The organism is Streptomyces sp. NPDC058664 (assembly GCF_042716635.1).
Classification (GTDB): Bacteria; Actinomycetota; Actinomycetes; order Streptomycetales; family Streptomycetaceae; genus Streptomyces.
Genome location: NZ_JBHXRW010000252.1, coordinates 1 through 1,066, shown reverse-complemented (window position 1 = coordinate 1,066; position 1,066 = coordinate 1). Strand labels below are relative to the sequence as shown.

Annotated in this window: 2 protein-coding genes; both read left to right on the top strand. The window is 69.4% G+C overall.

Features of this window, described 5'->3' with window-relative positions:
- A partial coding sequence (locus ACFWUY_RS41950) for a LuxR C-terminal-related transcriptional regulator (RefSeq protein ID WP_384122430.1) occupies positions 1 to 426 on the top strand: 426 nt, incomplete at its 5' end.
- Positions 427 to 470: 44 nt separating this feature from the next.
- Positions 471 to 1,066, top strand: a 596-nt coding sequence (locus ACFWUY_RS41945; RefSeq protein ID WP_384122427.1) for a hypothetical protein, incomplete at its 3' end; no start/stop codon positions are given.

Here is a 1,066-nt window from a genome sequence, read left to right as displayed (position 1 = left end):
AATCTGGCGGCCGTCCAGTCCGCGGTGCTGGCGCTGGCCGCCCAGGGCCACACCTTCGACAGCGCCCGCCTGGCCGGTGACACCGCCCGCGCGGTGGACGACCCCGCCGCGGCCAACGCGCTGCTGAAACTGGCCCGCTCGGTCCGTATCCCGGCTCGCCCCGATCAGCCAAGGACCAGCACCGACGACCCGCAGACCGGTGCCAAGCAGGTGATCGAACCGCGCGCGCTCAGCGACCGCGAGCGTGAGGTCGCCGAGCTGGTGCTGCTCGGTCTGACCTATCGGGAGATCGGCGCTCGGCTGTACATTTCCGCGAAAACCGTGGAGCATCACGTCGCGCGAATCCGACGTCGAATAGGCGCGCGCTCACGATCGGAATTACTGTCAATGCTGCGCGCGATGGGACACGGCCAACTGCTGGTGTGACTCGCGCGGACGATGTCGACGCCGAGTTGAGGGGTGTTCCGCCGATGGCCACTGGGGTCGGCCTGCGTATCGCCGATGATGAATGCATCGCCGCGGTGGTCACCGAGGACGGCACGGTCGAGTTGCTCGAACGTGCCTGTGTGCTGCACATGTCCGACGACGGTGACGCCGCCCTCGGTGGACCCGCGCCCACCGGGCATGCCCATTCGATCGACGGGTTCGTGCGCGCGATCGGTGATCCGGCCGGTGTCGATGTCGACGGTGGCGAGGCCTACCGCGCCGAGGACCTCTTCGCGACGGCCATGTTCTGCCTGATCGACCTCACCACCGAGCACCTCAACGGTCCCGCCGAGTTCTACGCGACCCATCCCGCGGGCTGGTCGACCGAGGTCGTGCGTGGTGTGCGCGAGGCGCTGGATTATCTGGGTTTGAAGTCGGTGGCCCTGCTCGGCGAGGACGAGCTGCCCCAGCCCACCGACGGCGCGGAGCCTGGCAAGACCTTCGCCAATGCCGCCGCGCAGGCCGCGCTGGTCGCGGTGCTGGCGACTCCGGCGGGCGCGACTCCGCCGGATCCGATCGTCACCGAGAACGCCGGGGTCGCCACCGATGTGATGCCCGCGGTGCCGTCGCCCATGGTGAC